Genomic DNA, 24,094 nt, shown 5'->3' on the forward strand with positions numbered 1-24,094 from the left:
ACTACGGCGCGAAGCTCACGCCCGGAACGTGGCAGCGAAACGCGCTGCACAGCAGCCATGAGTGTCTAACTGCGTGACAACACCGACGCACACCGGCGGACGAGCATGGACGTCTGCGGACCATCAGCGCAGGTGAGAAGTACACCGACCCCGGGGCGAGCCCTTACTCAAGTTGCTTCGGGACGAATAGGTCGTGGGTTTAAATCCCGCCACCCCGACAGTGAATTACCAGGTCAATGGCCTGATCTGCATCGCGGGTCAGGCCCCTGAGTGGTTTCCTAGGCCCTCGGGAGAAATCTGGGAGAAGATCTTGAAATCTCTCTCCCAGACTGCACCTGGCGGAGCGCGCCCGCAGACGCTCCATCCGAGGCTGTGGGGCACTTGGCCGGCCAACCGAAGGCAGCTCAACTCGTCCACGCTCACTTGCAGGCTCAGCGCGAAGCCACGACGGCGCCCATCGAGCCCTCTCAGCGCGGTAGAACCTTCCCTATTCATGCGGCATCCCGGCGTCCTGCGGTGTACGGCGGCGCGTTGCCGCCGTTGGCGGCGGACTGTGATGTTGTGGTGGAGGGGTGAGAGGACTTCTGCCCCGGCGGCGGCCGGAACAGCAGCGTGGCCTGCACCTGTGGCCGATCCGACGGGTCCTTGTGCTGGCCTTCGCTGCCGCCGTTGTCGCGGCCGCGGCGGTGTTCTTCATCGGGTGGAAGCTGCTCGGCGCCCAGGGACTGGCATCCGAGCAGCGCATCGGCTCCCAAACCCTGTTCGACCTCGCGAAGCTGTCCTTCGGCGTGGTCGCGGGCGCTGGCGCCCTGGTCGCCCTGGTCGTGGCCTACAGGCGTCAGAAAGTCGGCGAGGACGAGGTCGAGCGCGAGAAGACTCGCCTGCACAACGAACGCTTCACCCACGCCGTCGATCAGCTCGGTAACGAGTCCGAAGCCGTGCAGCTCGGCGCCGTGCACGCCCTGGCTGGCCTGGCCGATGACGCCCCCACCCGCGACTTGCGCCAGACCTGCATCGACGTGCTGTGCGCCTACCTCCGTCTGCCCTACACCGCCAAGGCCGACCTGCCAGAGGGTGACGCACAAGCCCGGCACAGCTACCTGGCCCTGCGAGAAGTCCGGCACACCGTGATTCGCCTCATCCGGAACCACCTCCGGCTCGCTCCCAAACATCCGCACTCGTGGCAGGGCCACCAATTTGACTTCACCACCGTCGCCTTCGACGGGGGAGACTTCTCCGGCGCGGTGTTCTCCGGCGGCACGGTCAACTTCTTCGGGGCGGAGTTTGCCGACGGCACGGTCAACTTCTCCAAAGCGAGGTTCTCTGACGGCAAGGTCACCTTCCGCAATACGAAGGTCTCCGGCGGCTTGGTCAACTTCTATGGCGCCATGTTCTCCGGCACTCGGGTCGACTTCTGCGACGCGCAGGTTCTCGGCGGAAAGGTCACCTTCCGCAACACGAAGATCTCCGGCGGCATCGTCGATTTCCGCGACGCACAGCTCTCTGGCGGCACCGTCAGCTTCCGCGGCGCGGAGATCTCCGCCGGCAGGGTCAACTTCTCCAGCGCGGGGTTCACCGGCGGCACGATCGACTTCCGCTGCGCGAAGTTCGCCGGCGGCACGGTCAACTTCTCCGGGGTGAGGTTCTCCGGCGCTCGGGGCGACTTCTCCGATGCGGAAGTCTCCGCGAGCCAGGTGACCTTCCTCGGAGCGAAGATCTCCGCTGGCAGGGTCAATTTCCGCGGCGCGGGGTTCACCGGCGGCACGGTCAACTTCGGTGCGGAGTTTGCCAGGGGCACGGTCAACTTCTCTGGAGTGAGGTTCTCCGGCGGCACAGTCGACATGTCGATGGCAAGCGGCGTCCCGCCAACGGGCCTGATCCCGGAGCACAGGGGATATCTCCCCGCGGGGCTGACCTTGCCTCCTGACTGGTATCCGATGGAGGCCTGACGAGGGCCATCGTCCAAGCTTGCAATAGCCTGCTGCCCCAACCGAGGAGGCCGTCACAAGTGCTGAAGGGCCGAGTAGCCATGAGTCGATCACCGCATAGCGATGTAGGACTGACTTCACCCGCCCGTCACAGCGGGAACGATCACCGCCGCGATAGCAGAGAGCAGGCCCCCCACAGCCAGAGCGGCATTGAACTTTTCCTTCGGCGTCGGGAAGACCGCACGGCTCACGTCTCCGACCTTGCTGCGCAGAACGATCATCTTCATCTTTTGCCAACGATGCTGGCGGTTCCGACACCCCATCAGAACGCCGTAGGCGTTGTTACGGCAGTACGTGCGCCCGTCGCGGTTGACCGCTCCACACTAGACCGGCACTTGGAAGGACGCATAGACCGAGACTGCGACCGACAGGGCAACGATGATTGATAGCGACCACTGCTGGCTCCACGCAACGATGAGAGCTGCAACCGCTATGTATCCCCAGTACAGACGCACAGCTTTCCCCATGAGCGCGCACGATAGCGGCATAGCGCAGAATTGGCAGAAGCGATCGAGCCACAACAGGTTGCGTGCCCCCTCTGTGCCTGACATCGCGGGGAACTGAGGGGGCAAGGTCATGTTTGGACGCTCCGACGCCCTACTGAGCATTTAATGCGTGATGTCGGCAGGGCTCATGGCGAGGCCGGTGCCGATGAGGCAGCCGGTGATGATGGCGGGCCGGTACTGGATCTGGCGTAGGCCCCGGCGGACGGCGGTGACCAGGTGCGTGTAATCGGCGAAGGCGATGTTGGCCAGGCTGGTGCGCCGCAGGCTGGACCAGATGCCCTCCACGGGGTTGAGGTCCGGTGCGTAGGCTGGCAGCTGGAACACCGTGAGCCAGTCCCGAGCCGTGATCCAGGCGCGCATCGCGCGACTGAGGTGCAGGCCGACGTTGTCCCAGACCAGCACGATCGGTCCGCCGAGCTGGGTGCGGGCAGCTGTGAGCAGGTCCCGTAAGTCCTTCCAGGAGAAGCCCTTGCGGCCGTCGACCCGCCGGTCACCGGTGTGCCGGAAGACCAACCGCGGCCGCTCGCCGGGCTTGTAGCAGCACAGAGCGGCCACCGACAGGTGGCGTTTGCTGCCGCCGTTGACCCGGATCACCGGGGTGGCACCTCTGCGGGACCAGGTGCGGGCGGTGTGCGGCGTGATCGAGAACCCGGCCTCGTCGGCGAAGACGGTCCAGGCGCCGAGCGCCGCCGCGGTGGTTCCACGGCCGGCCAGGTCTCCTTCACCCACGTCGCGACCGCCTTGTCGTCGCGCTGCACCGCCCTGCGAGCCGGGATTTGGGGCGACCAGCCGTGCCGGTGCAGCAACAGGCACACCCCGGGCCCGGTGTAGCTCTTGTGGAACATCCGCCCGATCAGCGTCCGGATCCGCGCGAGCGTCCAGCGCTCGTCAGGCCAGCCGTGCGCCACCGCCCCCAACGCCAGCGCCGCCTCCAGCTTCACGAACAGCTCGTCGCTGAGCTTGGGCAGGGACGCCGGCCCCTTCGAGACCAGTCCCGCCTCACCCCGCTCGGCCCACTCGCGCCGCCAGCGCTGCACCGAGCACACATGCACCCGCAGCACCTTCGCCACCTCGGCGTTGTCGCTACCCGCCGCGAACATCTCGCCCGCATCCAGACGGATCTGCTCGCGAAATGCCCTCCGCTCGGCAGTCAGCCCGCCACCCTGCGCGTACCTCATGACCGTGGTGTACCGCGACGATCACGACCTGTCAGCACCCCACGACATCACGCATTACAAGTCAGTAGTCGCAGTTCGCAGCATTGATCGACTACACGGCCGTAGGTCAGAGACCCGGCCCTGCATTTCTTCGGCTACTGATCAAGTCCCTACGCCCGGCCTCTTTACAGCCAAGTACGCATCCACACACGCCGTTGGGTACGCGGTCCGGCCCCGAGGTCGCGCCGGATCGGGGCGTGCAGCCACGGGAGCCGTTGTGCCCGTTCGTCGTCAGTAGCGGTGGCCGGGCCAGTGCTGATCCGTCCAGCGGTCCTCGTCGGTGAATTCGAGCAGCCGTATGCGGTGCTGTAGATCCGCCGATGCGCCCGACTCGCGGAGCCGCACCGCGGCGTGGCCGAGGAGCCAGGCGACCAGTTCGGCGCGTATCTCCTCCTCGTCGTGCTCGTACCAGCCGACGTTCCACGGCAAGCTGTCTCCCAGGAGTTCGTACTCCCATTCCGCCGCTGCCTCGGCGAGACGGCGGTCGCTGAGGTACCCGGTCTGCTTCTCCCATACGGCAAGCCAGGGGCGGACCGATCCGGATGCCTCGACGCACATCGCGAAGACCTGATGTGCCGGGACGACCGCATCCGGATCGGTGAGGCTGTCCTCCCACCAGGCATGCAGGAACTCGCGTACCGAACCGGCGCAATGGTCGGGCCACTGCTGCCAGCGGCCGCGGGCGAAGGAAGACCCGGCCTCTTCCAGGCCGAACAGGGGTTCCGCGCGACCGGCGACCAGGGCCTGGGCGAACTGCGGCAGGATGCGGCGCAGCACGGCCGCGTGATCGGTCCAGTCGGCGGCCTGCCAAGTCCGGCGCAGGAGATCCGGCTCCAGCTCCACGTCCGGCGTCTTCAGAATGGAGAGCTCCTCCGCACTGCCCCAATGGCATTCGCAGTTGTGCTCGTCCGGATGCGCGGTCATGCCGCGGAAAGTGACGGCGAGATTACCCAGGGCGGCGTTGAGGCGGCGGCGTGCCGGATGGTCAGCGAGATGCATCATGTGCCCGGCCTTCGAGGACTCCGTACGGCTTCCGCCGACCGAAGATCGCCACCTTACCGGGTGACGCGGGCCTGTGGACGGCCGCCTCGGGACGGGTGCGGACCGCGCGCCAGATCGTCCGCCCCAGCGAAGGCACCACCCTCGACGAACTCCGCCGCTTTGCCCACTCCCGCGGCTACACCTTCGCCCACATCGACCTGACCACGCAGTTCCGGTGCGGGGCTCGCGAACCTATCTCGACTGGATCGACGCCCTGTTCACCGAAGACGGGCAGGCACCCATATGGCAGGGCACCGACTACGACCTCGCCGTCGCCGACAGCCCAGCCGAACTCGAAGACTGGGTCGCCACCCACCACCATGCGGGCCGCAGCGCACGCATGATCGCCGGCTTCTGCTGGCCCTGGGATTCACCCCCCACCCCGCCTCTCACGCCAGAGGTCTCCATCCCCTGGACCGACGAGACCGGGGACCATCTGTGGCAACGGCCCTGGAACTCCGGCGCAGGCGGCATCCTCGCAGGCACCGACATACCAGGACGGGCATTCTGGGCCACCGACCAAGGTGGCCACCAGCAGATCGCCTGCGTCTACACCCCAGGGCATGGAATACGACTACAGTGCCGTCATCCTCGGCGACGACATCACCTGGACTCCCAACGGCTGGCAGGCCAGACCCCAAGAGAGCCGTGATCCCGCCCTTCAGGGACTGTCGCCACGGCAGTACCTGCGCTACGCACTGAACACCTACCGCGTACCAGCCACGCGCGGAACCCGAGGCACGCGCCTCTACGCGGTTGACTCCGCCACTCAGAACCAACTCCGACGCCTTGTAAACGGCACTTTGCACAATCCGTAGTCAGGGCATCACTGCTCCCTCTACGCTGCTTTGGATGGGATGGGTAGAGGGCGCCTTATGGGGCGCATTCGGGGGCTTTGCCATGGAAGCCCTGGACTACATGATCGCTGTTCGGCGCTGGCGCAGACTCCCCTGGAGAGTGGGCGCTAGCAGTCTTCGCAATCCTGGGAGCGCCCCAGCCCCCCGAGAGACCGACGAAGATGCACCCGGCCTCTTGGCGTATCTGATCGCTGCCGTGCTGAGGATTCTGCTCGGTGCTGGCGTTGGAGCAGCAGTTACTCAGACCATAACGTCTGGCGCGTCGGCATGGCTGATCGCCTTGGTTGGCGCCACAGCACCGCATGTCCTTGAAAAGGTGACTCTGTTCGTCCCGTTGGTCATCCGCGTGGGACGAGAAGGCATCGCGGCAGTGCAGGCGCAGGCGGCAATGCAGCAGCAACCGACCTCGCCTGCACCATTGGCGCCTCAACCGTTACCGGGGCTGGCAGGCGAACATGCGGCTACCATCCCGCCCCAGGACCCCGGCGCGGGGGGGATGTGATCCCCTTGTATGCCGACACTTTGGCAGGGCGCGTCATCTCTGTGATCTCGCGAAGGGCTGCCGCCTTTCAGTCTCCGTCTCAACAACAGGCACCCAGTTGGGCCCGGAGCATCGACCTGTTGCTGCGCGCTCGAGCAACGCGACGATCGTCCCTGGGCGTTAGTCGACTGCGCTGGAGATGGAGTTTGGCGGGGCGCAGGTGGGTCACTGCGCTGCTCGGCCTGTGCGTGGGAGCAACCATGACGGCTTTCGCATTGGGCCTAACTTCCGACGCCGACCCCTTTTTCCTGCTCCTCCTGTCCGCTGCGAACTTTGTCAGCGCCTGGGGGGTCGTCGCCTCGTCACGATCCGCCTACGCACCCGCGGAGGAGCCATCGCGGCTAAGAGCTTCTGCCGGGTCTGGAAAGGCCTCCTCGGTCAGGGGTAGCCGCGGCGTTGTCACTGCGAGTGGCGAGGGTGCCGTGGCTGCGGGCCGTGACATCGGGAGCGCCGTGACAGGTGATCACAGCTCTGAGAACTCTTCCGGGAGAGAGAACTCGTGAGTGGCTCCTAGCAGAGCTGAGCCTGGGAGAAAGCTGGGAGAAGGTCTTCTCCCGCAGTCTCCTAGTAGCCCTGCTCGATGGTCAGGTCCGTGAGCGAGACACGCGCGTCGCGCTCGCGGATCCGATGGGGGGTGTGCCTTCGATCAACGTGCAGTCGCCGACGTGGACGATGGCCGGCTCGGGTCCTCGGAGTGTGCGCTTCTGCTGGACGACGAACTGGGGCCGGGCACGATCTGCGCCACGGGGCAGTGGTCGGCGCCCACCCATTGGGAGCGGCGGCCGCCGCAGTGACGACGCTTCGACACGGCTGAGCCCTTAGGGTGACTTGCGACTCGCTCAGTCACTTCGCGGTACCGGAGCCCCCCGTTAGACATGCAAGGAAGCCCACGGCGAGGCGCGCCTCAACAGTCCTGGAGAAATCCTGGAGAGGATCTTGTGATGGCGGCTTGGGAGGGCCACCGGAGACCGGCACAGCCCGACGGCCTGACCTGCATCTTTGGCGTGGCTCCCAGGTCGGCGATCTTCCAGGGCCTAATTCGGGGACGAAGAGTTCTGGGTTCAAGACCAAGGCGGCGATGGCGACGAATAACCGGTCAGGCCCGATGCTGGGAATCAGCATCGGGCCTGACCGGCGAGAGATGTCGGTCAAGGGTGACGAGGCCTGCTCGCAGTCAGGAGGTGACCGCGGATGGTTGCAACGCGGAGCACGTCCTGCAAAGCCCCGGTCAGTTCCGTGGCCAGCCGTCGCAGGTCCTCCGGGCCCGTGTCTGGGGCGTCGAGCTTGTCCGAGGCTTGTTCCAGCAGATCGGCAGCCGTTCCTAGTTGCAGTGCTTCCACGTTGTCTGCCAGGCGAGACATGTAGCCGCCCCTGTTGTCGGTGCTCAGGTAGCAGGGCTTGCCCTCCGGCCCCGACCACGGAAGGAGCCGCAGTTCGTTCGGTGCCGTCATCCGTGCTTCTGCCTTTCATCGGTCATGTCGTGGGTGGTGAAGACCGCCTCGACGCGGTCCCCAGGGAACACCAGAAGCGCGGCCTCGACGGCTCGCCCGCTGGCGTCGGTCGCGACGCGTGTGATGGCGAGGACTGCCACGGCGGAGCGAAGTTGGAGGGCCGATGCTTCGTCTGGTGTCGGTGGGCGGGCACAGACCGTCTCCCGGACAGTTGCCCGCGGCGAGCTCAGAACGGAAAATCGCGTGGCCGCGTCCCGCCGCGAGGGCGCGTCGTCCAGCACTCCGGCCGGTACCAGGTCGCGTGGGATGTAGATGTGAGCCAGCCCCTGCGGTGACTCTCCCTCGTGGCTGATGCAGAAGAACTCAGCGAGAGGGCTGCCCGTCGGCACCTTCAGCAAGGTCGTCAGGCGCCCTTGTGCTGGAACCGTGATGGTGCGAACAGTGACACGCACGGCCGTTTCAGCCGCGGTCCATGGGTCCAGCGTTCCCCAACCCCCGACGTACACGATCTTCCGAGGCGGGCGACGGACGAAGTTACCCTTGCCGTGGATCTTCTCGACGAGGCCTGCGCCCTGGAGGACCCTGAGAGCCCTCCGCAAGGTCACTGTGCTGACCTTGTACCGGTCAGCGAGGCCGGCCTCGGACGGCAGGCGCTCCCCGAGCTTGATGTGACCTGTCGTGATCTGGTGACGCAGATCGTCGGCAATCTCGTGATGGCGTGAAGGCATGGACCAGATCACCGCCTTCTCTGCACGCGAATGGCAGCAAGCCGGGTTCGCGCGTGTATGGTCAGCAGCTCGCCTGACTCGAATAGGAGTTGCTTGGCGCCCTGGGGGAGCTGGAAGAGGTCGCTCACCCGGCTTGCCTGACCGCCGAGTTGGATGATGTCGCCGCGCTGCACGGTGGCCGCAGTGACCTCGATGTTGGAGGCCAGCGCGCCGCCAGGTGCCCTGCCGCTCACCGCTTCCCCTCCACCTGTGTGAAGTGGTGAGACGTCGAGTGACACGGGCAGGCGCATGTCTCGTAGACAAGCGGCAGGTCGTCCGGTGCGGGGACCGGGGACGACTCCGCGCAGGCAGGGTGTGTGCCGATACGGCAGGCGGTCGAACGGTAGGGAACGGCCGAGACTTCGGCGGTGTGGGGCCGTTGGCGGGCAGGCATTAGTGGACCCCTGCGCCGGACGACCAGGCCTCAGTAGGCAGGTGAGGAGCGATTACAACCGCGCGCGGCCGTGCTCGTCGCTCCCAAGCCAGCATGTAGGGGCGGACGAGCGCGTTTTCCTCCCCCGCGAGCGGGTGATGGTGGTTTCCGGCATCGGGAGCCCGGCACAGTGCGACCGTCAACGCGTCAGCGGGCGGAGGGAGAACGCGGGCGGCAGTGGGACGGAAGAGCCGTAAGGGACGGCGGTGCCTGCCCTTGGGGAAGTACCGCGCTCTGGTGAGCGAGGCAGCGCGGCGGATACGGTTGAGCATGCTGTTCAGCTCCTATCGCTGATAGCTCGGTCCCCCGACATCGCCCGTCGCGGGGACCGCTTTGTGTACGACCGCCCAAAGGGTGCGGTCGTACAAGCTGGTGGCGAGGAGCCCGAACCGATCGGCCTCGGCCACCACTTCCAGGACCTCCCGCCATAAGTCGGCGGAGAGCGACTCCGGCAACTCCGTTTGGACCGACGCGTACCGGTCGTGCTCCTCCACGCGCGCGGAAAGTCCGATGTCGGACAGCCGGGCAGCGATGGCCGCCGCGCTAACTCCCGAAGCGGGCACAGGGCAGCCTCCGTCAACCGACGATCACTTTGAGTAAAGCTAGTTAACTAGATTAGAGCTAGTGGACTAGATTTTCCATATGCCTGAGCAGCCGCCCTATCTCCGCATCGCTGACGAACTCCGGCAGCGGATCGCGGAGCATGTGTGGGAACCCGGGGACCGCCTGCCTTCCCGCGCCCAGATCGGCCAGGAGTGCGGGGTAGGCGAGAACGTAGTCCGTCGGGCACAGGAGCTACTGATCTCCCAGGGCGTCCTGGAGGGCCGCGCCGGATCGGGCACCTACGTCGCCGAGCCCCGGCAGCGGGTCCGGGTCGTCCGGTCGTCGGCGCGAGAGCGGCCCGACGCGTCACCGTTCCGGGCGGACATGAAAGCCGTGGGCAGGCAAGGGGATTGGGAGAGCCGGACCGAAGCCAAGGTGCCGGCTCCGGCGGACATCGCAGCACGGCTCGGCATCACCGAGGGCGACCTGTGCGTCCGGACTACGTACGAGTTTCTGGCCGACGGCAGGCCGGTGCAGTTGTCGACGAGCTGGGAGCCGTACGACCTCACCGCCGGCACGCTCGTCGTCCTCCCCGAGGGAGGGCCCCACGCCGGAGCAGGCGTCGTGAACCGCATGGCCGCGATCGGCGTCACCGTCAGCCACGCCGTGGAGCAACCGGAGCCGAGGCAGGCGACCGCCGAGGAGGCCTCGCTTCTCGGCATCCAGAAAGCCGCCCTTGTCACGCACATCCGGCGGACGTACTACAGCGACGAGGGGCGGCCGGTGGAGACGGCGGACATCGTGGTGCCCGCCGCTCACTGCGAGATCGTCTACGAGATCCCCATCAACCGCTAGCGGCAACAGCTCCGCGTCAGGTCGTAGCTTCGCCGCTCGTATCGTGACCGCATGCGCAATGAGCGACACGATGAGCGGCTGTCGGACGAGGAGTTGGAGCTGTTCCTCCAGTACCTCCACAGATTCGCGAACCACGACCTCGATCTCTTCGCCCTCATGCAGGTTGGGGATCCTGAGCACCCCGCCTACGTGTCCCTTAGCAGGACGCCAGGAGTGGGTGTCGACCCCGCGGCCTACCGGCGACCGTGAACCGGCTCCGGGCCATGTCGAATGCGTGTCGACGGCAGGTGATAAGCCGCCATCGGAAGGTGTGACTTCCCAGGTCAGTGGCGGATTCCTGGTGGACACGCCAAGCGCCTTCTCAGCCCCTGTCGCTCACTGCATCATGATCTGTTGATGGATGAGTATGCGTGGCCCGCGGGCCCGGACCTGCCGGACGCAGACGCAGTTATCGGGAGCTGGGCGGCGACCATCGCAGCTCTACCAGTGGGGACCCACATAACTGGAGAGGTCATTGGCCGCCTGCCCTTTGGTGTCTTCCTGCGTATAGAAGGTGTGCCCAACGCTGTGGCGCTGGCCGAGATCTCGGCCATGCCGCTAGGGATGGAGCTGCCCGCTCTCGGGGCCTCCGTGGAGGGGGAGGTCTTCTGGCACGGCCACAACCATCAGGTGAGGGTCAGGCTGGATGAGTGGCGGACGTCTGCCGAGTGATCATCTCCTGGGCCGTCTCTGGGCCGTGCGAGGGCGCCCGAGGCCGACCGACGACGACCGACATTGACAGCCGAGTCATAGTCGCCACCAGCAGAACCCCAGGTCAGCGCCCCCCGCCCATACCCGTTTCCCCCCAGGGGTGGCGATCCGGCAAGATGGGGTGTATCTGCCCACTGCCTGATTTCAAGCTGCCGGACGGTTTCTCTTGGCTGAGTTCATTTACACCATGCGCAAGGCGCGCAAGGCGCACGGCGACAAGGTGATCCTCGACGACGTCACCCTGAACTTCCTCCCCGGAGCGAAGATCGGCGTCGTCGGCCCGAACGGTGCCGGTAAGTCGACCGTTCTGAAGATCATGGCGGGGCTTGAGCAGCCGTCGAACGGTGACGCCTTCCTGTCGCCCGGTTACAGCGTCGGCATCCTGATGCAGGAGCCCAAGCTGAACGACGACAAGACCGTCCTGGAGAACGTCCAGGAGGGTGTCGCCGAGATCAAGGGCAAGCTCGACCGGTTCAACGAGATCGCCGAGTTGATGGCGACCGACTACTCCGACGCGCTGCTCGACGAGATGGGCAAGCTCCAGGAGGATCTCGACCACTCCAACGCCTGGGACCTCGACGCCCAGCTCGAGCAGGCCATGGACGCGCTCGGGTGCCCGCCCGGCGACTGGCCCGTCGTCAACCTCTCCGGTGGTGAGAAGCGCCGCGTCGCGCTCTGCAAGCTGCTCCTCGAGGCGCCCGACCTGCTGCTCCTCGACGAGCCCACCAACCACCTCGACGCCGAGTCCGTGAACTGGCTGGAGCAGCACCTCGCCAAGTACGCGGGCACCGTGGTCGCCATCACCCACGACCGGTACTTCCTCGACAACGTGGCCGAGTGGATTCTCGAGCTCGACCGCGGGCGCGCGTACCCGTACGAGGGCAACTACTCCACGTACCTGGAGACCAAGCAGACCCGTCTCAAGGTCGAGGGACAGAAGGACGCCAAGCGCGCCAAGCGGCTCAAGGAAGAGCTCGAGTGGGTTCGCTCCAACGCCAAGGGGCGGCAGGCCAAGTCCAAGGCCCGTCTCGCGCGGTACGAGGAGATGGCCGCCGAGGCCGAGAAGATGCGGAAGCTGGACTTCGAGGAGATCCAGATCCCGCCGGGCCCGCGGCTCGGCAGCATCGTCGTCGAGGTCAACAACCTCAACAAGGCCTTCGGCGAGAAGGTCCTCATCGACGACCTGAGCTTCACGCTGCCGCGTAACGGCATCGTCGGTGTCATCGGCCCCAACGGCGCCGGCAAGACGACCCTGTTCAAGATGATCCAGGGTCTGGAGACGCCCGACTCCGGTTCGATCAAGGTCGGCGACACCGTCAAGATCTCGTACGTCGACCAGAGCCGCGAGAACATCGACCCGAAGAAGACCCTGTGGGCCGTGGTCAGCGACGAGCTCGACTACATCAACGTCGGTCAGGTCGAGATGCCGAGCCGTGCGTACGTCTCGGCCTTCGGCTTCAAGGGTCCCGACCAGCAGAAGCCGGCCGGTGTGCTCTCCGGCGGTGAGCGCAACCGTCTCAACCTGGCGCTCACCCTCAAGCAGGGCGGCAACCTGCTGCTCCTCGACGAGCCGACCAACGACCTCGATGTCGAGACCCTGAGCTCCCTGGAGAACGCGCTCCTCGAGTTCCCGGGCTGCGCCGTCGTCGTCTCCCACGACCGGTGGTTCCTGGACCGCGTCGCCACGCACATCCTCGCCTACGAGGGTGAGTCGAAGTGGTTCTGGTTCGAGGGCAACTTCGAGTCCTACGAGAAGAACAAGATCGAGCGGCTGGGGCCGGACGCCGCGCGTCCGCACCGTGCCACCTACAAGAAGCTGACCCGGGGCTGATCGATCTTGCGGCACATCTACCGCTGCCCGCTGCGCTGGGCGGACATGGACGCGTACGGCCACGTCAACAACGTGGTGTTCCTGCGCTACCTGGAGGAAGCCCGTATCGACTTCCTGTTCCGCCCGGAGAAGGACTTCAAGCAGGGGTCCGTGGTGGCACGCCATGAGATCGACTACAAGCGGCAGCTCGTCCACCGGCACCACCCGGTGGACATCGAGCTGTGGGTGACCGAGATCAGGGCGGCGTCCTTCACCATCACCTATGAGGTGAAGGACGACGACCTCGTCTACGTCCGGGCGTCGACGGTGATTGTGCCGTTCGACTTCGAGGCGCAGCGGCCGCGCAGGCTCACCGCCGAGGAGCGGGAGTTCCTCGCGGAATACAGGGATGACGACGAGGAGGAGGCCGTCGCCGCATGACGGTGCTCCACCTCGCCGACGAGGGGGAGGCGGCGGATCTCGCGGCCTTCCTCTCCCGGCTGCTCCACTACGACCGCGGGGCCGCGGTGCGCCTGCAGGCGGCCGGCACCGCGCTCGCCGTCTTCGGGCGGCCGCCGTCCTTCGAGGTGCTGGCGATCCGCGCGGTACGGCTGGCGAAGCCGTACGAGAACGGGCTCGACGTCACGCTGGACGTGACCGTGTCCGCGGGCGAGCTGCTGGAGTCCGTCGACGAGGCGGCGGGCACGGCCGTCGTCCCTGCCGCGGTCACCGGTCCGCCGTGGGCCGGCGTGCTCCCGCCGCGCGGTGGCTGGCGGCGCGAGGCCGGGCTGCCGACGCCGGGCGAGCTGGGGAAGCTGGTCGGGGCGGCGGTGGCCGAGTTCCGGTCCCGTACGCAGGAGCTGGCGCCGGAGCGGCGCACCCGGGCCGAGCTCGACCGGATCGGACGGGAGATCTGGTCCCGGACGGTCGGGGAGACGCCCCTTCCGGTACGGGCCGTGCACGCGGCCCAGTCGCTGGGCTTCCTGCGGCCCCGAGGGGCGGCGGGACAGAGCGAGCTGGGGCTGCTGTCCTCGGGGGCGTGGCTGCGGCTGCGGACGCCGTACGGGTCGATCGCCGTACGCAGGGCGGGGCTCGGGGCGCTGGACGTCAGCGTTCGCTGACCCCCGCCGGGACGGGCGCGTGAGCGGGCTGGCCGGGCTCAGCCCGCGGTGTTCACCATCGACGCCGCCGCGTACGTCAGGTAGCTCCACAGCGTCCGCTCGTGTTCCTCGGAGAGGCCGAGTTCGTCGACGGCGACCCGCATGTGCTTCAGCCAGGCGTCGTGGGCCGCGCGGTCCACGGTGAACGGGGCGTGGCGCATGCGCAGGCGGGGGTGGCCGCGGTTCTCGCTGTACGTCGTCGGGCCGCCCCAGTACTGGATCAGGAACAGGACGAGGCGCTCCTCGGCCGGGCCCAGGTCCTCCTCGGGGTACATGGGCCGCAGCAGCGGATCCTCGGCGACACCCTCGTAGAAACGGTGGACGAGGCGGCGGAAGGTCTCCTCCCCGCCGACCTGCTCGTAGAAGGTCTGCTCCTGAAGCGTGCCGCGCCGAATTTCATTCACATGGCCCATGGTCTCAGACGCGGAGACGGAGGACTGGAGGCTTAGGACCAGTCGCCCCCAGTGACTCGTTCCGTACGATCCCGAGTGACGCGTTCCGGATCGTCCGGCAGGGCGCTCGCCTCGCACCGCCTGCCGCAGGACAGTGGACGTATGAGCGCGCAGGATCTCGACAGGGACGCCGAGGGACTCGCGGCCCTCGCCGCCTCGGCGCGGGCCGAGCTGGTGCGTGCGATCGACGCGAGCGGGGCGTGGGCCGAGGACCCCGTGTGGCGGGAGGCCTTCGCGGCCGTTCCGCGGCATCTGTTCGTGCCGTACTACTACGTCGGCGTCTCCGGAGGCTACGAGCGGCGCTGGGGCCAGAGCCCCGACCCGGGCGCACGCGAGCGCTGGGTGCGCGGGGCGTACGCCGACACCCCCCTGGCCACCCGGCTGCGCGACGGCGAGCTGGTCTCCTCCAGCAGCCAGCCGTCCCTGATGGCGATGATGCTGGTCGCGCTGGAGGTGGCGGACGGCCACCGGGTCCTGGAGATCGGCGCGGGCACCGGCTACAACGCCGCCCTGCTCGCCCACCGGCTCGGCGACGACGACCTCGTCACCACCGTCGACCTGGAGCCGGAGATCACCGAGTCGGCACGCCGACACCTCGCGGCCGCCGGCTACCACCCCGTCGTCGTCACCGGCGACGGCGCGCGCGGCGTGCCCGAACGCGCCCCCTTCGACCGGATCATCGCGACCTGCACCCTGCTGTCGATCCCGCGCGCCTGGCTCGCCCAGTGCCGTCCGGGCGCCCGCATTCTGACCCCGTTCGCCACCGGCCTGGTCGCCCTGACCGTACGGGACGCCGAGCACGCCGAAGGGCGCTTCCTGCACACGCCCGCCTACTTCGTGCCGTTGCGCGGCGGGGTGCGGTCCGAGCCCGGGTCCGTCCACCTGGGCGGGCTGCCGCGCCGGGCCCGCGACCACGAGCTGTTCCGCTTCCTGCTGGCGCTGACCCGCGGCAGCCTCGACCCGCAGGAGGCGTACGCGCTGTGGGAGCGGGAGGGGCAGCCGCAGCGGGAGCGGTACGGGATCACGCTGAGCGGCGAGCACGAGTGGGCGTGGCTGGACGACCCCGAGGGGCCGTACGCGTGGGCGCTGCCCGGCTGAGACGCCGGGAGGGGGCGGTCGTACGGCACTTTCTCGCCGTACGACCGCCCCCTCCCGGTCCGAAGAGGCCTAGCCGCGCCGGACCGTGATCGTCGTCCACGCCCCGACGTGCACCCGGTCGCCGTCCTGCAGCGTTACCGGCACGAACGGCTGGATCGGCTCCTCGGAGCCGTTCACCGTCGTGCCGTTCGTCGAGTTCTGGTCGACGACCGCCCAGCTGCCGTCCGGCTGCTGGACCAGGACCGCGTGCTGGTGCGAGACGCCCGGGTCCTCCGGCGGCACCGACAGGTCGATGTCGGGGGATTCGCCGGTGGAGTGGCGGCGGCGGCCGATGGTGACCTGGTTGCCGGTGAGCGTGCGCTGCTGCTCGGGGGAGTACGCGGGCAGGTTGAGACCCGCGGCCTCGGGGCCGGAGCGCTGCATCATCGCCATGAAGTAGTCGCGGTCCGGGCCGATGGTGGCCGTCCAGGTCGCCGGACCGGCCGGCTGCTGCGGGTAGCCGGGACCGGGCGGCGGCGGGGCCTGGGTCGCGCCGGGCGGCGGGTAGCCGTAGCCGCCCTGAGCGGGGCCGCCGGGAGCACCGGGGCCGCCGGGACCCGACGACGGCGGGGAGATCACCCAGTCGTCGTTGCCGCCGCCGAAGGACGGGCCGCCCTGCGGCGGACGGTTGGGGTCCTGCCCGAACCCGGGCTGGGCCGGCGGGGCCGCGGGACCGGCCGGGCCGGCCGGCTGGAACGCCTGCGGAGCACCGCTGGTCGCGCCGGGACCGCCGGGCGGGGTCGGGCCGGGCGGCGGCGGAACCGGCCGCGACGGGTCGCCGCCGAAGCCGGAGGGGGCGTTGAGGCCGGGGCCGCCAGGGCCACCGAAACCACCGGGGCCACCCGGGCCAGGGGGGCCACCGGGGTTGGTGTTGCCGGGACCGCCGGGGCCAGGACCACCCGGGCCAGGACCGAAGCCGCCGGGGCCAGGACCACCGGGACCGCCAGGGCCGCCGAAGCCCGCACCAGGACCCCCCGGCCCACCGGGGCCGCCGGGACCAGGACCACCCGGCCCGCCGGGACCAGGACCGCCGGGACCAAAGCCACCGGGACCACCGGGCCCACCCGGACCCTGCGGTTCCGCGCCGAACGGCGGGATCGGTTCTGCCGGGCGGTTCACCTGGGACGGGCGCGAGCCCTGGTACTCGTACGAGTCACCGCCGCCGAACGACGGAGGCGGCCCCGACGACGGCGGGGGCCCCGACTGCTGCTGGAAGTGGGAGGGCAGGCCCGGGCCGCCGGGCGCGCCGGGGCGCGGGGCGGCGGGGGTGTACGACGTCGCCGTGTTGGTCAGGAAGTTCCACCGGCACTCCTCGCAGAACGGCGCACCGCCCTCACGCGGCGTACGGCACTGCGGGCAGAGCTCCGGCTCCGGTACGGCGGACAGGTGCGGATGACCGCCCGGCTGACCGATGTTCGGGCCACCGGACGGGCCACCTGGACCGGGGCCGCCAGGGCCGCCGGGCGGCGGGAAGCCGTAGCCGCCCCCGGGCGGGGGCGGAGGCGGAGGGGGCGGAGGTACGGCACCGGCCATGCGGTGACCGCAGACCTCGCACCAGTCGTCGGAACCCGACTGGTGTCCGTTCGGGCAGGTCGGCATGTCGGCGCTTCCCCCTCTCCTTTCCGGCCGTCGTCGACCGGATTTCTCCAACCCCAAGGGGTCAGGCTCGATGCTTTTAGGGTCCTGCTGGGTCGCTGCTAGGTCACTTCTTTACACGAACAGTCTTTGTCGACCGTGTCTCGAGAGTCATCTCGTCGGCCTCCGCGACCTTCGCCTTCAGTCGCACAGTACCCGTCGCGGCATCGACAACGTCCACCACCTTCGCAAGGAGTTTCGCGGTATCCGCATTTCCGGAAGCGCTGGCGAGCTGAACCGCGCGACCCAGTTTGGCCGTTGCTCCATCGATATCGCCCGCTTTGCGAAGATCGAGCCCTTGTTGGATGGCTTGTGCGAGTTCGGCCTGACCGGTGTAGTGGGCGACCTGCGGGTTGATCGACGTCGAGGCGGCCATGTCGTCGGTCCATACGGCCCGTACGAGACCCTGGGCGCCCAAGTTCTGCGCGCTGCCGTCGGGTTGCGGGACGACCAGGGAGACCCGGGCCGCGAGCATCTCCCGGCCGAGCTCCGCGGAGGGCACTTCGACGCAAACGTGGTAGTCACGGGACTCGTCGCCCCAGGAACCGGTGGGGTAGTCCCCGGCCCGCGGGCCGGCCTCCGTGCGCCGGTCGGTCAACTCCTCGACCGTGGGTGCCACTTGCTTGACGAACTTGATGGTCGTGTCCACCGGCGTCCACACCCGCAGGGCGACGTCCGCGACCTCCTTGCCCATCGCCGTTTCCATCATCCGCGTGAAGTCGGCGGCGAGACCGGCCGGGTCGGCGACGATGTCGGCGCTGCCGAGCAGGGCGGAGGCGATCCCTGTGACTTCTTTCACTTCCCAGTCGGTGCCCACGCCGCGGGCGTCACAGGTGAACCGTCCGGCACAGGCGTCGAGCGCGGCCTTGAGGTCCTGCGGCGACTCGTGCTCGTTGCGTCCGTCGGTGAGCAGGATGCCGTGCCGGATGGCGACGTCCTCCGAGGACAGCAGCCGGTCGGCGAGCCGCAGCCAGGTGCCGATGGCCGTGCCGCCGCCCGCGCTGAGCCTGCGCAGGGCCTGCTTGGCCTGGTCGCGGGTGGTGGCGTCGGCGACCGCGAGGCGGCCACCCCCCGGATACACCTCCTTGGCCACGTGCGTGCCGCCGATCACCGCGAAGTGGACGCCGTCGCGCAGGGTGTCGATCGCGGCGGACGTGGCGTCGCGGGCGTTGCGCATCTTGGTCGGCGGGTAGTCCATCGAGCCCGAGCAGTCGACCATGATCGCCACGCCCGCGGACGGGCCCTGTCCCGGCGAGTAGAGGTGGGGCGCCGCGACCGCGCTTCCGACCGTGCCGCCACCGGTCGCGGTCACCGTGACGATCGCGTTGACCTCGCGACCGCCCTCCGGCAGGTACTCGTTCTGGTACACGTCCACCGAGAACTGCGGCACGTTCGACTTCGAGAAATTGGCCATGCGTTCTCAAATCCCCCTAAAGAACCCCATGGTGATGCCATGGATGTCGACGGACCGGTCCCCTCCGGTCCGCTGAGACCTCGCCCCGCGGTGCGGCCTCAGGCCGATCCTGCCCCCATCGGCGGCGCGGGGAACGGCAGGACGGCCACTGTTACGTTGTCGTGGCCCCCGCCGTCGAGCGCGTGACCGACCAGGACCCGGGCGCTGTGCAGGGGACGCGCGAGGGCGTCGAGGGGCAGCGCGTCGGCCATGTCCTCGGCCGCCTCCGCGTAGTTCCACAGCCCGTCCGTGCACACCACCACCACACCCGGACGGTCCGGCTTGAAGGAAGCGGTGTGCGGCTCCAGTTCGTACGCGTCCGCGCCGAGCCAGCCCGTGATGGCGTGGGCGCGCTCGTCGGCGTACGCCTCGGCCTCGTTCATCAGGCCCGCGGCGACCATCTGCGCGGCCCAGGAGTCGTCCTCGGTGAGCCGGGCCGGGGGAGTGCTGCGGTCCGCCGGGACCCAGTAGGCGCGGCTGTCGCCGACCCAGCCGACGATCAGCAGCTCGGGCGTCACCACGGATCCGACGATCGTGCAGGCGGGGGCGTTCTGGTGCGGGGCGTGCTCACGGGCCGTGGCCGGTTCTCCGGCCAGCGCGTTGACCGCGTTCGCGGCGGCGACGATCGCGTCGTGCATGGCCTGCTGCGGGTGTGTGCCGCGTGGCAGGGCGGCCAGCAGGGACTCGCTCGCGGCCCGGGAGGCGGCCATCGAGGCGTCGTCCGGGCGGGTCGCGGAGGACACGCCGTCGCAGACGATCGCCAGGACCGCGGGCCGGCCGTCGGGCAGCGCGGTGCAGTCGACGGCGAACGCGTCCTCGTTGCGGTGGTGGCGCAGGCCGCGGTCGCTGACGGCGGCGACCGGGCCGGCGTCCTGCTCCATGTGGTCGCGTTCGCGGGGCTGGGCGTGCCCGCAGTTCTCGCAGTACCCGTCGTGGTCGACGCGGCCCGCGCGGCAGGCCACGCACACCTTGGTGCCCTCGCGCGGGGTCGGCAGGTCGGGGGCGATGCGCGGGTCGGGCGCCTGCAACGGGTACTCCTCGGGCTCCGCCGGACGGTCGAACCGCACGCCGGAGGCCGGGGAGGCGGGCGAGCCCGTCGGGCCGGGCGGATCGGCGGGTGAACCGGCGGGCTGCGGGTGGGGGCCGTCCGGCGCGCCCGGGGTGCCGGCTGCCGGGAAGCCGAAGCCGGGTGCCGCGTCCGGGCCGGGCATCGCCGGGGATGCGGGCGGCGGTGACTGCGGGGGCGGGGGTGTGCCCGGGGGCAGGTCGTGGCCGCCGGAGTGCGTGCCCTGAAGGTCCGCCGGCAGATGAGTGGCCGCCGGCGTGGCGGTGCCGTCCGGTGTGGCGGCTGGCCAGATCGGACCTGGCGCGCCTACCGGGGGCGACACCGAGCCGTTCATGGCGATGGTCGGGTTGTCGTCCGGCCGTACGGGCACGGCGGACAGGTCGTATCCGCACGCACCGCAGAAACGGTCACCCGACTCGAGCGGCCATTCGCAGCTCGGGCAGGCGGACAACTGGGGCATCTGCGACATCAACTACACCCACGTCCGGGGGCGGTAACGGTTGGCACGTTCCACCAGGTCGATCCTCTCCTCGCCGCCCCGCGCGAGCCGGGCCAGCGTGCGGTACGAACGCTCCAGGCCGAAACGCAGTCCCCGCTCGTCCAGGCCGCTGCCGAGCAGCGTCCGTCCTCCGGCGGCAGGTGGGGCGGAACCCTGGCCACCGGAGAGTATCCAGTCCAGCGCGCAACCGAGGACTTCCGCCGACAACTGCTCCCGGCGCGCCGGATCCAGACCGTAACTGTCCAGCGCCTCGACCTGACCCGCGGCGGCGGTCAGGTCCTCCAGGAACGGTACGTCGGCGGCGGCCGCCGTGCGTTGACGCAGCCGCGCGCGGACGGCCGCCACGCGTGCGGCCGTGTAGTGAATGGAGCTCTCCGGAATCGACTCCAGGGTCGTCACGGCGCCGCGGCGGTCGCCGCTCGCCAGTTGGACGCGGGCCAGGCCGAAGGCGGCGCTCACATAGCTCGGGTCGGTCGACCACACCAGCCGGTAGTACTCGGCGGCGTTGTCCAACTGGCCCAGCACCTCCGCACACATGCCGAGGGCCAGCTTGGGGGAGGGCTCGCCCGGGAAGGCGTCGTAGATCGCGTCGAACGCGAGCGCGGCGCCCTCGTGGTCGCCGGTGACGAGCGCGGCCACGCCGCGGTACCAGACGACCCGCCAGTCGTCGGGCCGCTCGTCCTCCAGCTTCAGCAGGGCCTCGTGCGCGGCGCTGGTGTCACCGTTCTCCAGCCAGGCGCGCACCTGCCGCAGCCGAGTTTCGGGCGACGGCGCCGACGCGGCGGCGAGGGCGCCGAGCAGCTCGGCCGCGGCGGTGGTCATCAGGCCCGCGAGGAAACCGGCGTTGGGATCGGCGGGGTCGACATGCGGGACGGGAAGGGCGAGGGCGGTGGCGGAGGCGTTGACGCCCTTGACGATGCCGGCGGCGGGAGCGGGCGGGCTGGCCGGGGGAAGGGCGGGGGGCTTGCCACTGGCCCCGTTGGCCCCGTTGGTCCTGGCGGGCGCCACCCGCGCCCCCAGCCGCGAGACCTCCCCGTCCAGCTTCGGGAACAGCTCCGTGTCCGTGACCCGTACCTCCGGCCCGAACAGTGTCGACAGCGACGGCCGCGCCCGGCCCGTCTGCAGCGACACGACCTCGCGCAGCACGCCCGTCAGCTGCTCCGCCATCTCCTGGGCGGAGGCGAAGCGGCGGGCCGGGTCGGGGTCGGTGGCGCGGACCAGGAGGCGGTAGAAGGACTCGTACTGGCGGAAGACCTCGATGTTGTCGGGGTCCGGCAGGGAGTCGACGTAGACGTTCGTGTAGCCCTGGAAGTCGAAGGTCAGGACGGCGAGCGTGCGGGCGACCGTGTAGAGGTCGGATGCCACCGACGGGCCGACCTCCGCGACCTCCGGGGCCTGGTAGCCCACCGTGCCGTAGATCGCCGACTCGTCGTCGTCCATCCTGCGCACCGCGCCCATGTCGATCAGCTTGAGCTGGTCCTCGGTCTGGATGGCGTTGTCGACCTTGAAGTCGCAGTACAGGAGGTTGCGGCTGTGCAGGTGGCCGAGGGCCTCCAGCGCCTCGATGCCGTACGCGCACGCCTGCTCCACGGGCAGCGGGTCACGCTTGCCGCCGGGAGTGCGGCGGCCGTTGGCGATCTCCTTGAGCGACTTGCCGCCCACGTACTCCATGACGATGTAGCCGTCGAGGGAACCGGTGCGCTTGTCGAGATGCTCGACGAAGTTGTAGATCCGCACGATGTTGGCGTGCTCGATCTCCGCGAGGAAGCGCCGCTCGGAGATCGCCGCCGCCATCGCGTCCTGGTCGCCGGTGTCGAGCAGGCCCTTGAGCACCACCCAGCGGTCGGAGACCGCGCGGTCCACGGCGAGGTAGATCCAGCCCAGCCCGCCGTGCGCCAGACAGCCCACGACCTCGTACTGCCCGTGCACGATGTCGGCGGCCTTCAACTTCGGGACGAAGGAATAGGGGTGGCCGCACTTCGTGCAGAAGCCCTCCGTACGGCCCGGGCGCTCGCCGCGGGCCCGGCCGACCGGCGCACCGCAGTCCGAGCGGGAGCAGAACCGCTTGCGCTCGGGCACCTCCGGGTTCTCCAGCACCATCGCGCGAGGGTCGGGACGCGGGACGTCCGGGACCTGGACCAGGCCGGCGCCGAGCCTGCCGCGGCCGCTGGAGCCAGCCGACGAGCCGGAGCTGCGCACGGACACCGAGCGGCCCGTGGAACGGCCCGACAGGGCGCGCGACAGCCGTCCCGACACCGAGCGCCGGGACTTCGACGACTGGGACGACGTACGGGAGCTGCCGCGGCTGGTGGAGCGGGAGCTTCCGCTGCCCGCCGAGCCGCGCGAGCCCTTGCCGCCGCCGGTCACCCCGGTGGGCGGCGAACCGACCATGCCGGTCGCCGACACGACCGGTGCGAGGCCGCACGTGTCGCAGTACAGCTCGCCGCCGCCCACGTCCTCGTACGCCCCGCCGCAGTCCGGCCGCTGGCAGGTCTGCTGTGCCTCACTCATGACGACGACTCCCCCCTGTTCCCCCTGCCCCTCATGATCCCGGCCCCCTCCGGTCCTCGGGCCCCCGCGGCCCCGGAACGCGCGGGCCGCCGAGCAGTTCGGCGGCCGCCTGCTGGTAGCGCAGGACGGCCTGTTCGGCGACGCGCAGGTCGCAGGGCGCGCTCCACAGCATGCGGCGGGCCGCGTCGTAGCGCTCGATGAGGAACGGGTCCTCCGCGAGGCCGTGCCGGGCGACCTTCGCCTTGTACGCGTCGAGGCGGCCGCGCAGCTCGGCGCGAACCGCCAGGGGCGCGGTGACCGCGGTCAACGACTCGCGGGCGCGCAGCAGTTCGTCCTCCGCCTTCTGCTCCAGGGACTCCAGGAGCGGGGACAGGCGGTGCCACTGGGCCTGTCTGCGGTACTCGGCGGCCGTCGCCAGCTGCTCCTGCAGCACGGTCGGCGGGCCGCTGACGACCGGCACCTCCGTGGCGGCGATCTTCGCCAGCACCTCACCGCGCGCGGTGCGGGCCTCGGCGAGCGTACGGTCCGCGCGGGACAGCACGTCACGCAGCTTGACCAGACGCTGCTCGGCATCCTGACGGACCGTCAGTACGGCGTCGATCTCACGGCGTACGTCCTCCAGGGCGCGCGCCTCGCGGTCGTAGACCGTGGTGTCCGGCCTGCCGCCGCCGGGCGCCGAACTCCCCTGCGCGGGCAGCCAGTACGCGAGCGGGTCGGAGACCACCTCCGCGCGCAGGTGGGTGAGCGTGCGCGTGATGCGCTCCAGGTCGTCGCCCGCCGGATGCTCGCCGGGACGTACACCGACGGAGTGCGCGAGCCGGCGGGTGCGCTGGAGCTCGGCGGCCAGTAAATCGATGCGGGCGGGCAGCGCCGACCAGACCGCGTCGGCGGTGACCACCATGTCCAGCGAGGTCGCGTACAGCTCGTTCATCCGGTCCACCAGGGTGGCCAGCGTGAACTGTTCGCTGAGCTTGCCCGAACCGCCGTTCAGCGTAGGGGCGTTGGCGGTCGCGGACGCCGAGCCCGCGACGGTCACCGACTCGCCGCGCAGCAGCTCCGTCAGCTCCACCAGGTCGTCGCGGCTGGACCAGCGGCGGCGGGCGCGGATGTCGCGGGCGGAGCGCAACGCGTCCGTGTACGCGTCGAAGTACGCCCACAGCAGCGTGATCGACGCCTCCGCGGTCGTCCAGCGCTCCTTGGTGACGCCCGTGAGCTCGGCTCCCTCGAGAAGTCTGCGGCCCGCGTGGTCCTGCAGGGCGAGGAGCGAGGTCTCGATCGCCTCGTGCTCCGCGCCGAGCCGCGCCAGCGCACGGTCCACCTCGTCCCGGTCCATCACCGGCCCGGCGGGGTCCGTGACGCCCATCGATCACCTCTCGCTGCGTTGTGGTCCGTCGTGTTCTGTCGTGCGCTGTCGTGATTCTG

General features: G+C 69.5%; 22 protein-coding genes and 1 pseudogene. 9 read left to right on the forward strand and 14 right to left on the reverse strand.

All coding sequences use genetic code 11. From position 1 onward, the window contains the following. The first annotated feature begins 572 nt into the window (after nucleotides 1-572). Nucleotides 573-1,949, forward strand: a complete 1,377-nt coding sequence (locus tag ABD932_RS32590; RefSeq protein ID WP_345018261.1) for a pentapeptide repeat-containing protein — start codon at nucleotides 573-575, stop codon at nucleotides 1,947-1,949. A 116-nt stretch (nucleotides 1,950-2,065) separates the two neighbouring features. On the opposite strand, the gene ABD932_RS32595 is transcribed toward ABD932_RS32590, so the two are convergent. The 3 genes from ABD932_RS32595 to ABD932_RS32610 all read right to left on the reverse strand — a co-directional run bounded on the left by ABD932_RS32595 (nucleotide 2,066) and on the right by ABD932_RS32610 (nucleotide 4,710). Next, entirely contained in the window at nucleotides 2,066-2,215 is a 150-nt protein-coding gene (locus ABD932_RS32595; protein WP_345018263.1) for a hypothetical protein, read from the reverse strand. A 381-nt stretch (nucleotides 2,216-2,596) separates the two neighbouring features. Continuing rightward, a protein-coding gene (locus ABD932_RS44095; protein ID WP_425587547.1) for an IS630 family transposase occupies nucleotides 2,597-3,672 on the reverse strand; the annotation gives its coding sequence in 2 pieces (ribosomal slippage) (nucleotides 2,597-3,223 and nucleotides 3,226-3,672; 1,074 coding nt in all). Nucleotides 3,673-3,942: 270 nt separating this feature from the next. Further along, a complete protein-coding gene (locus ABD932_RS32610) occupies nucleotides 3,943-4,710 on the reverse strand; it encodes a hypothetical protein (RefSeq protein WP_345018361.1) in 768 nt (255 codons plus the stop codon). A gap of 217 nt (nucleotides 4,711-4,927) precedes the next feature. On the opposite strand from ABD932_RS32610, the pseudogene ABD932_RS44100 reads away from it, so the two are divergent. Then, nucleotides 4,928-5,570: pseudogene (locus ABD932_RS44100) on the forward strand (DNA/RNA helicase domain-containing protein). A 1,164-nt stretch (nucleotides 5,571-6,734) separates the two neighbouring features. Here the strand turns inward: ABD932_RS44100 and ABD932_RS44105 are convergent. The 5 genes from ABD932_RS44105 to ABD932_RS32630 form a co-directional block, all read right to left on the reverse strand. After that, entirely contained in the window at nucleotides 6,735-6,920 is a 186-nt protein-coding gene (locus tag ABD932_RS44105) for a DUF6233 domain-containing protein (RefSeq protein WP_425587548.1), read from the reverse strand. Between the two features lie 378 nt (nucleotides 6,921-7,298). Continuing rightward, nucleotides 7,299-7,601 carry a hypothetical protein gene (locus tag ABD932_RS32615; protein ID WP_345018267.1) on the reverse strand — a complete coding sequence of 101 codons (303 nt, stop codon included), beginning with the start codon at nucleotides 7,599-7,601 and terminating at the stop codon, nucleotides 7,299-7,301. Continuing rightward, nucleotides 7,598-8,329 (reverse strand): GntR family transcriptional regulator, encoded by a 732-nt coding sequence (locus tag ABD932_RS32620; RefSeq protein WP_345018363.1) that lies wholly within the window; start codon nucleotides 8,327-8,329, stop codon nucleotides 7,598-7,600. Before ABD932_RS32620 ends, ABD932_RS32615 begins: the two co-directional genes overlap by 4 nt. Nucleotides 8,330-8,337: 8 nt before the next feature. Beyond that, on the reverse strand, nucleotides 8,338-8,562 hold the full coding sequence (locus ABD932_RS32625; protein WP_345018269.1) for a hypothetical protein: 225 nt from the start codon (nucleotides 8,560-8,562) through the stop codon (nucleotides 8,338-8,340). Nucleotides 8,563-9,085: 523 nt separating this feature from the next. Beyond that, complete coding sequence (locus ABD932_RS32630) at nucleotides 9,086-9,364, reverse strand: hypothetical protein (protein WP_345018271.1); 279 nt, start codon at nucleotides 9,362-9,364, stop codon at nucleotides 9,086-9,088. Nucleotides 9,365-9,443: 79 nt separating this feature from the next. Here ABD932_RS32630 and ABD932_RS32635 point away from each other — a divergent pair, with 79 nt between their 5' ends. The 6 genes from ABD932_RS32635 to ABD932_RS32660 all read left to right on the forward strand — a co-directional run bounded on the left by ABD932_RS32635 (nucleotide 9,444) and on the right by ABD932_RS32660 (nucleotide 13,880). Beyond that, the gene (locus ABD932_RS32635) at nucleotides 9,444-10,199 is read left to right on the forward strand and encodes a GntR family transcriptional regulator (protein ID WP_345018272.1); all 756 of its coding nucleotides are present in this window, start codon (nucleotides 9,444-9,446) and stop codon (nucleotides 10,197-10,199) included. A gap of 51 nt (nucleotides 10,200-10,250) precedes the next feature. Next, nucleotides 10,251-10,448 (forward strand): hypothetical protein, encoded by a 198-nt coding sequence (locus ABD932_RS32640; protein WP_345018273.1) that lies wholly within the window; start codon nucleotides 10,251-10,253, stop codon nucleotides 10,446-10,448. A gap of 147 nt (nucleotides 10,449-10,595) precedes the next feature. Next, a complete protein-coding gene (locus ABD932_RS32645) occupies nucleotides 10,596-10,910 on the forward strand; it encodes a hypothetical protein (RefSeq protein WP_345018274.1) in 315 nt (104 codons plus the stop codon). Between the two features lie 205 nt (nucleotides 10,911-11,115). Then, nucleotides 11,116-12,780 (forward strand): energy-dependent translational throttle protein EttA, encoded by a 1,665-nt coding sequence (ettA, locus tag ABD932_RS32650; protein WP_345018276.1) that lies wholly within the window; start codon nucleotides 11,116-11,118, stop codon nucleotides 12,778-12,780. A gap of 6 nt (nucleotides 12,781-12,786) precedes the next feature. Then, nucleotides 12,787-13,200, forward strand: coding sequence for an acyl-CoA thioesterase (locus ABD932_RS32655; protein ID WP_250093002.1), 414 nt, complete (start codon nucleotides 12,787-12,789; stop codon nucleotides 13,198-13,200). Beyond that, nucleotides 13,197-13,880, forward strand: a complete 684-nt coding sequence (locus ABD932_RS32660) for a DUF8010 domain-containing protein (protein WP_345018279.1) — start codon at nucleotides 13,197-13,199, stop codon at nucleotides 13,878-13,880. The genes ABD932_RS32655 and ABD932_RS32660 overlap by 4 nt, the downstream gene beginning before the upstream one ends. 38 nt (nucleotides 13,881-13,918) lie before the next feature. Here the strand turns inward: ABD932_RS32660 and ABD932_RS32665 are convergent, their stop codons facing one another. Next, complete coding sequence (locus ABD932_RS32665; protein ID WP_126392288.1) at nucleotides 13,919-14,332, reverse strand: globin; 414 nt, start codon at nucleotides 14,330-14,332, stop codon at nucleotides 13,919-13,921. A 141-nt stretch (nucleotides 14,333-14,473) separates the two neighbouring features. Here ABD932_RS32665 and ABD932_RS32670 point away from each other — a divergent pair, with 141 nt between their 5' ends. Continuing rightward, nucleotides 14,474-15,469: a methyltransferase domain-containing protein gene (locus ABD932_RS32670; protein ID WP_345018281.1), complete on the forward strand. Its 996-nt coding sequence runs from the start codon at nucleotides 14,474-14,476 to the stop codon at nucleotides 15,467-15,469. 69 nt (nucleotides 15,470-15,538) lie between these two features. Here the strand turns inward: ABD932_RS32670 and ABD932_RS32675 are convergent, their stop codons facing one another. The 5 genes from ABD932_RS32675 to ABD932_RS32695 form a co-directional block, all read right to left on the reverse strand. After that, nucleotides 15,539-17,107 carry an FHA domain-containing protein gene (locus ABD932_RS32675; RefSeq protein WP_345018283.1) on the reverse strand — a complete coding sequence of 523 codons (1,569 nt, stop codon included), beginning with the start codon at nucleotides 17,105-17,107 and terminating at the stop codon, nucleotides 15,539-15,541. A 103-nt stretch (nucleotides 17,108-17,210) separates the two neighbouring features. Continuing rightward, a complete protein-coding gene (locus ABD932_RS32680) occupies nucleotides 17,211-18,557 on the reverse strand; it encodes a vWA domain-containing protein (protein WP_345018285.1) in 1,347 nt (448 codons plus the stop codon). Nucleotides 18,558-18,655: 98 nt separating this feature from the next. Then, on the reverse strand, nucleotides 18,656-20,131 hold the full coding sequence (locus ABD932_RS32685) for a PP2C family protein-serine/threonine phosphatase (RefSeq protein ID WP_345018287.1): 1,476 nt from the start codon (nucleotides 20,129-20,131) through the stop codon (nucleotides 18,656-18,658). A gap of 3 nt (nucleotides 20,132-20,134) precedes the next feature. Beyond that, nucleotides 20,135-22,672 carry a serine/threonine-protein kinase gene (locus ABD932_RS32690; protein ID WP_345018289.1) on the reverse strand — a complete coding sequence of 846 codons (2,538 nt, stop codon included), beginning with the start codon at nucleotides 22,670-22,672 and terminating at the stop codon, nucleotides 20,135-20,137. A gap of 31 nt (nucleotides 22,673-22,703) precedes the next feature. Next, complete coding sequence (locus ABD932_RS32695) at nucleotides 22,704-24,035, reverse strand: coiled-coil domain-containing protein (protein ID WP_345018291.1); 1,332 nt, start codon at nucleotides 24,033-24,035, stop codon at nucleotides 22,704-22,706. Nucleotides 24,036-24,094: the final 59 nt, after the last annotated feature.

The organism is Streptomyces shaanxiensis (assembly GCF_039537145.1).
Lineage (GTDB): Bacteria > Actinomycetota > Actinomycetes > Streptomycetales > Streptomycetaceae > Streptomyces > Streptomyces shaanxiensis.

Excerpts from the sequence above, each read along its gene's own strand:
- ABD932_RS44105 (WP_425587548.1), bottom strand. The coding sequence starts at position 6,920 with ATGGGTGGGCGCCGACCACTGCCCCGTGGCGCAGATCGTGCCCGGCCC.
- ABD932_RS32645 (WP_345018274.1), top strand. The coding sequence starts at position 10,596 with ATGGATGAGTATGCGTGGCCCGCGGGCCCGGACCTGCCGGACGCAGAC.
- ABD932_RS32680 (WP_345018285.1), bottom strand. The coding sequence starts at position 18,557 with ATGGCCAATTTCTCGAAGTCGAACGTGCCGCAGTTCTCGGTGGACGTG.
- ABD932_RS32615 (WP_345018267.1), bottom strand. The coding sequence starts at position 7,601 with ATGACGGCACCGAACGAACTGCGGCTCCTTCCGTGGTCGGGGCCGGAG.
- ABD932_RS32610 (WP_345018361.1), bottom strand. The coding sequence starts at position 4,710 with ATGCATCTCGCTGACCATCCGGCACGCCGCCGCCTCAACGCCGCCCTG.
- ABD932_RS32640 (WP_345018273.1), top strand. The coding sequence starts at position 10,251 with ATGCGCAATGAGCGACACGATGAGCGGCTGTCGGACGAGGAGTTGGAG.
- ABD932_RS32695 (WP_345018291.1), bottom strand. The coding sequence starts at position 24,035 with ATGGGCGTCACGGACCCCGCCGGGCCGGTGATGGACCGGGACGAGGTG.
- ABD932_RS32665 (WP_126392288.1), bottom strand. The coding sequence starts at position 14,332 with ATGGGCCATGTGAATGAAATTCGGCGCGGCACGCTTCAGGAGCAGACC.
- ABD932_RS32675 (WP_345018283.1), bottom strand. The coding sequence starts at position 17,107 with ATGCCGACCTGCCCGAACGGACACCAGTCGGGTTCCGACGACTGGTGC.
- ABD932_RS32620 (WP_345018363.1), bottom strand. The coding sequence starts at position 8,329 with ATGCCTTCACGCCATCACGAGATTGCCGACGATCTGCGTCACCAGATC.
- ABD932_RS32660 (WP_345018279.1), top strand. The coding sequence starts at position 13,197 with ATGACGGTGCTCCACCTCGCCGACGAGGGGGAGGCGGCGGATCTCGCG.
- ABD932_RS32595 (WP_345018263.1), bottom strand. The coding sequence starts at position 2,215 with ATGAAGATGATCGTTCTGCGCAGCAAGGTCGGAGACGTGAGCCGTGCG.
- ABD932_RS32690 (WP_345018289.1), bottom strand. The coding sequence starts at position 22,672 with ATGAGTGAGGCACAGCAGACCTGCCAGCGGCCGGACTGCGGCGGGGCG.
- ABD932_RS32670 (WP_345018281.1), top strand. The coding sequence starts at position 14,474 with ATGAGCGCGCAGGATCTCGACAGGGACGCCGAGGGACTCGCGGCCCTC.
- ABD932_RS32635 (WP_345018272.1), top strand. The coding sequence starts at position 9,444 with ATGCCTGAGCAGCCGCCCTATCTCCGCATCGCTGACGAACTCCGGCAG.
- ABD932_RS32685 (WP_345018287.1), bottom strand. The coding sequence starts at position 20,131 with ATGTCGCAGATGCCCCAGTTGTCCGCCTGCCCGAGCTGCGAATGGCCG.